The sequence below is a fragment of the Sphaerisporangium sp. NPDC051017 genome (assembly GCF_040683095.1).
Lineage (GTDB): Bacteria > Actinomycetota > Actinomycetes > Streptosporangiales > Streptosporangiaceae > Sphaerisporangium.
In genome coordinates this window covers 1-5290 of record NZ_JBFBCI010000129.1, presented here as the reverse complement: position 1 = coordinate 5290, position 5290 = coordinate 1, and the positions used below count along the sequence as shown (strand labels likewise).

The 5290-nt window shown below is 68.4% G+C and carries 7 protein-coding genes; all 7 read left to right on the top strand.

Annotated features, from left to right (window positions below; translation table 11 throughout):
• Window positions 1-1199, top strand: a 1199-nt coding sequence (locus AB0M95_RS40660; RefSeq protein WP_363777026.1) for a hypothetical protein, incomplete at its 5' end; no start/stop codon positions are given.
• 215 nt (window positions 1200-1414) lie between these two features.
• Window positions 1415-1771, top strand: coding sequence for a hypothetical protein (locus AB0M95_RS40655; RefSeq protein WP_358526105.1), 357 nt, complete (start codon window positions 1415-1417; stop codon window positions 1769-1771).
• Window positions 1768-2094, top strand: coding sequence for a hypothetical protein (locus AB0M95_RS40650; RefSeq protein WP_358526106.1), 327 nt, complete (start codon window positions 1768-1770; stop codon window positions 2092-2094). Before AB0M95_RS40655 ends, AB0M95_RS40650 begins: the two co-directional genes overlap by 4 nt.
• Window positions 2091-2348, top strand: a complete 258-nt coding sequence (locus tag AB0M95_RS40645; protein WP_358526108.1) for a hypothetical protein — start codon at window positions 2091-2093, stop codon at window positions 2346-2348. The genes AB0M95_RS40650 and AB0M95_RS40645 overlap by 4 nt, the downstream gene beginning before the upstream one ends.
• Window positions 2349-2570: 222 nt before the next feature.
• Window positions 2571-3236, top strand: coding sequence for a hypothetical protein (locus tag AB0M95_RS40640; protein ID WP_363777022.1), 666 nt, complete (start codon window positions 2571-2573; stop codon window positions 3234-3236).
• 528 nt (window positions 3237-3764) lie between these two features.
• Window positions 3765-4088: a hypothetical protein gene (locus AB0M95_RS40635; RefSeq protein ID WP_363777019.1), complete on the top strand. Its 324-nt coding sequence runs from the start codon at window positions 3765-3767 to the stop codon at window positions 4086-4088.
• Between the two features lie 111 nt (window positions 4089-4199).
• The gene (locus tag AB0M95_RS40630) at window positions 4200-5093 is read left to right on the top strand and encodes a hypothetical protein (RefSeq protein WP_363777016.1); all 894 of its coding nucleotides are present in this window, start codon (window positions 4200-4202) and stop codon (window positions 5091-5093) included.
• Window positions 5094-5290 lie beyond the last annotated feature (197 nt).

The following is a 5290-nucleotide window of genomic DNA, read 5'->3' as shown; positions in this document are numbered from 1 at the left end:
CGGAAGAAGGGAGGTCAATGGTGGGGAAGGTCGTCCTGTCTCTCGGCATGGGTGTCGACTCGGTCGGGGTGCTCACTCGGTTCCTGCTCGAACCACAGACCCGCGATTTCGACGTAGACGATCTGATCGTGATGACGGCCATGACAGGTGATGAGTTCTCTGAGACGGCCGAGCACATGGAGAGGTTCGTTCTCCCGCTGATGCGGCATTTCTCGGTCCGGTACGTGCAGCTTTCCCGGGGAGGTCAGCGCGCCGCTTCGCGGTATGCGGTGCTCGACGACTCGCGGCAGCCACAGCACATGCGCATGGCGGGCCCCTGGCGCCTGCGGGATGAGCAACTGGGCAACGGAACCGTGCCTCAGTTCGCCGGCAACAGGCGTACGTGCTCGATCAAGAGCAAAGGAGAACCGCTGGACTGGTGGAAAGAAGACCATCTCGGCGGCCGACCCTACCAGCACATACTGGGGTTCTCCGCAGAAGAAGGCGGCCGCATTCTCAAGGACTCCACCTACGCCTCTTCGTCGCGGCTGGCCCGGTTCCCGTTGGCTGAATGGGGGTGGACCCGCGCCGACACACTCGGCTACCTGCACGAGATCTACTCAACGGTGTGGCCGAGAAGTTGCTGCGTGTACTGCCCGTTCGCGTTGTCGGATCCCGAGTATCTCGCCGACAGGTGGCGCAAAGAGCCGGAAGGCGCTGCTCTGGCCCTGCTCATGGAGCGCCGGTCCATAGCCCTCAATCACCGTGCCACGCTGTTCTCCCGGGGCAGCGCCCTGCGGTTCGCGATCGACCACCAGCTCCACCACGTCCTCGCGCTCACCGAAGAGCTGCTGCACGGCGGGCCGTGGGCCCTGTACGACGTGCGGCGCATCTATCACCCCGCGACGGATAAGCAGACCCGCCGGCACATCGCGACCAAGAAGGGCACCGCATGGCGAAGCGTCAAAACGCTCGCCGAAGGAACCCGGGACCAGATGGCAGGCGAGTTGCACCGCCTCGCCCGCACCCACAGGGCCGAACCGCGGACCGATGAGTTCGCCATCACGCGCGCCCAGATCCGCGCGCCGGACGTGGGCCGCTACCCGACCACCGAGCAATTCCTGAGCGTCGGCCCGGCCGGTGTCCACGACAAGCAGCGCAAGAGCTTCGCAGGCGTGTGGACCAGGCTCGTCGACCAGACCTCCCTGTTCGCAGCCTGACACCGGGCCACGTTCACCCTCGCCATGCAACGGGCGGACATGGCCGGGACATGGCCCGTAGAAGCCACATCGCCCTGAGCAATCGCGGGGCCCATGGCCGCACCCGCTGTGAGCCTCCTCTCCTTCCCATCAGCACCCCTCGCCCAGCAGCGGCATGGCAGTCGGCCCTGCCGGGCTATGCCGCCATCGGAATTCACATGAAAGGAATCGATCGAATGCACACCGAACCGAGCCGTACGTACACCGTTCATATGGGCTTCACCCTCCAAGACGCGCTGGCCGAATGCGTCACCTTCCTGCGCGAGGAGTACGCGCATGTCGTCGACCGGCGGTGCGATAGCGAGGGCCGCCCACTCGACCGGGACGCCGAGCTCGATGCCCTGCTCGCCCTGGCCGGTTTGCACACCTCGTTCACCTCGTCACTCATCCAGGCGATCACGACGAGCCCGCAGGACGGCGCTGTGGTGTATCTCCAGCCGGAGGGCCGGTACGGGTTCTACTTCTACCGGCCCGGCTCCGGCGCTCAGGGCTGGGTGGTCTTCCACGACGGCGCCTGGAGCGTGACCGCATGAGGACCGGCCCGATCGTGCTCTCCCGTCCTCGCCGCGCGGCGGGAGTAGCTCGGCCCGATGCGCTGGTGACGCTCGATCTGCCGACCGGGTTGCGCCTGGCGACTCTGACGGTCGAGGCGCGGCAGTTCATCGCCCCATCCCTGGGCGCCGGTACACGCGAGAGCGTCCAGTTCGCGTTGGCCGGGCTGCTGTACCAGGGCGAGCGGCCGGCCGAGGAGTTCGAGCGCACGGTAAACGCCGTCCGGCCGCAACGGTGGTGGCGACGGGGCCATCACGTCCTGAGCACGGCCCGTCGCGGCCTCCCAGGCGGGAGGACGGCATGAGCTTCCGCGTCTGGATCGTCTACGAGGTGGCCTGCGACGTTTGCGATGAGGTTCACGACTCGACCACCGATAGTTACAACGAGGCCGAAGCACTGCTCAGCGCCCAGCAGGACGGATGGTCCATCACCGGCGACGAAATCCGCTGCCCGCACTGCCCGGCCCCTCCCGCGATCAGCTACCCCGCTTCCCCGTCTCGCGGCCGAACGCCTCGTTTGGGCTTGATCGGCCGCTTTATCGCTCGGAGGACCTCATGACCGCTGTCCAGTCGGAGGTTCCCATGGCCTCGTCGTGGTGCCAGCGCGGCACTGCGCCGGGGCCACGGACCCGGCGGCACGCCGGCGAGCGGTTCGGCCGTGACAGCAACGCGGTGGCGTGGACCAGCCTCCCGCAGGCCACGCGTCCGCCGGACCAGGGCCGAACGCACCACGTGGCCATCGACCCGGCGTTCACCCCTTCCCGTCCGAGAGGTGGTGGCGATGAGCGTTCGTGACCTCGGCTCCGCTCACTTCTCGCACGCCGAGCAGCGGGGGTTGCTCCTGGCATTGGCCCAAGCGCTGCCCGGCTCGTGGACAATCGCCGAAGACCGATACGGCAACGGCAATCGGTGGGAGCTACACGAGCACAACGGTGTCGCGCTCCGGATCTCGCTCGGCCCGGTCCAAGCCGCGGTCTGTGGCATTCACGAACCGCCCGGTGACCATCGCTCCTACCGCTATGGGCTCGAACGCCCCACGATCCGGTTCTCCCTGGCCAAGACCTCCGCCCAGATGGCCGCCGAGATCGTCCGGCGTCTGCTGCCAGCGGTTCGCCAGGACACCCGCAAGCTCGAACAGGCCATCTGGCGTGACGAGCTCCTCACCTCCAGGCGCCTGCGCACCCTGCGCGCGGCGCAGCGCCGGCTCGGCGGTCCCCGAGACGACGGCCTGTCCTGGTCGCAGGGCACCGATCGAGGCCGCGCACCCGGCTACGAGCGGGCCAGCGCCTACGACCTGGCTGGGCTGCACATCGCGGTCGAGTTCACCGAATCCTCCGCCAATGGCGACCACGCCGCGTTGACCGTCTCCCGCCTCAGCCACGCCGAACTGCTCACCGTCATCCAGACCGTCGCCGACCTGATCAACGCAAGAAGGGCACCCCAATGACCACCAGCCCTTCGACTCCGATGGCCTCCGGCCGACGCGGCGCACACCTGACCGGTGATGACCTCAGCGGAACTTCCGGTGTTGCCGATCTATACCGCCGTGCGGGAAGCCGCGCGTGCTCTGCTCGCAGACCCGCGCGGTGATGCTGTGGCGACGGCCGGCCGCCAAGGAGTACATCGTCCAGACCTGCGCGGCGCCTGACGGCGCCTGGCCAGGTGGCGCCTGGCCAGGTGGCGACGACGTCATATGAACCAGCATCGCCACCCGCGACCAGCTTCTGGACCACACCGTCGATCACGCCGCGTGGCCCGACGCCAACCCAGGACGGCGAACAGCGGTAACCGGCGCGGTCCGGCGTCGGAGCCTCGCAGACGCCGGCCGCCGCGCCAGGTCGTTCGTCCTCGCGCGCTCGTTCCTCGCCCGCTGCGGGCGCTCCACTCGGCGCTCTGCGCGGCCGTCGCCCGCGCGAGACGGCTCGCACCGGCCCTCGCCGACGTCGTCCCTCCTCTTCGTCTTCAGGAGTCGTCCTTGCCGTTCCCCGCTGCTGGAGCCGTCTACGGCGATGGCGTGTATCTGACCTCGACCAGCACCGCTGCGGACCCGCACGAGCCGGTCTGCGCCCAGGGCTTGGACCCTGCCTGTGACGACTGGCGTCGAACGTGGCGGGACAACGGGCTGTCTGACCTGCCCGAGACCGGTGTGGTGTTCCACATCGAGCTCAACGGTTCGGGCCTGCTGGAGACCCTCCACAACGGGCTGACGGCATGCCAGAACCTGGTGGTCCTCACCTACACCGAAGGGTTCACCCCACACGTCGACCTCGCCAGGCGGCACCCAGGCCAGCCCCTGTGATCACCCCGGCGCCTCAGCGTCGGCCCGTGCCGAGAGCGCCCGCGACAGCTTCCGCCGGGCGCTCTCGCCGTTCTCCCGCCTCTTCATCCCCTCCACCAAGGAGACACGCCCATGGATCAGTTCACCCTCGATATCCCGGCCAACGTCCGCAGCCACTTCGTGGTCGCGACCGACCTGAACGTCAGCCGGCCCACCCACCTGGTCTCCGGCCAGCTCATACGCCTCCACGCCGAAGGTCACCCGCTCGCCGCCGACGCGCTCACCTTGCTGCGCTCTTCGAAGGTTGAGCTGGAGACGGTGCCCGCGGCCGAGTCCGGGTGGCGTGAGGAACTGGCCGACCTCGCCGGCCCCGACGATCAGCTCCAGATGCTGGCTGCCGCCCGCTTCCACCAGATCATCACCGTGGCGGCGCCCACCGGGCAGCAGCCACGGACCGCCCAGCTGTCTCGCATGATCGCCCGCGTACTGACCGCCAACACCCACGGAGTGCCCGCCGATATGGCGGCGCACCACATCGTGCCCGACACCCACCGCCTCGACCAGGAGTACGAGGTCTTCCACGCCGCCGACCACTGGGTGACCGTCTTCCTCACCCAGGACGACAGCACCGGCGAGACGTTGAAAGCCGAGACATGGGGGCTGAGCCGCTTCGGTCTCCCCGAGCTGTGCACGCGGGGATTCCCCCCGGACGTGTCAATGACCGCGGTGAACCTGCTACGCGGTCTCATCATGCAACTCCTGGACGAGCACTGGACACACCTGGCCACGCCGTCACCCGGTCCCGCCCGGATCCTCGCGACCAGCCACGCCTTCGACACCACCTGGATCTACCGCTACCACCGGCTCACACCCGCACGCACGCGCACCCTCGCGATCCAGCTCCGCCCCCTGCCGGGCTCACCCACCGCAGACCTGGAGATCCTGCCGCCCGAGCCCATGCGACCCCGCATCGCCCGCTGGTGGCGCAATCACTCAACCCTCACCATTCCACCCCTCGACCATTGACCCGCCCAGGAGTACCCACATGACCCATACCGACCTGCGCGGTCCCACTCCCGACGTCACCTTCCACATCCACGGGCACAACACCATCACCATCAGCGCGGGCAAACGCGGTGGCGGCACCATCATCGAGGCCCGCTTCTGCGACGACGACTCGTGCCCGTACTGCGACTTCGATCTCTCCGCCCACCTACGCGGGG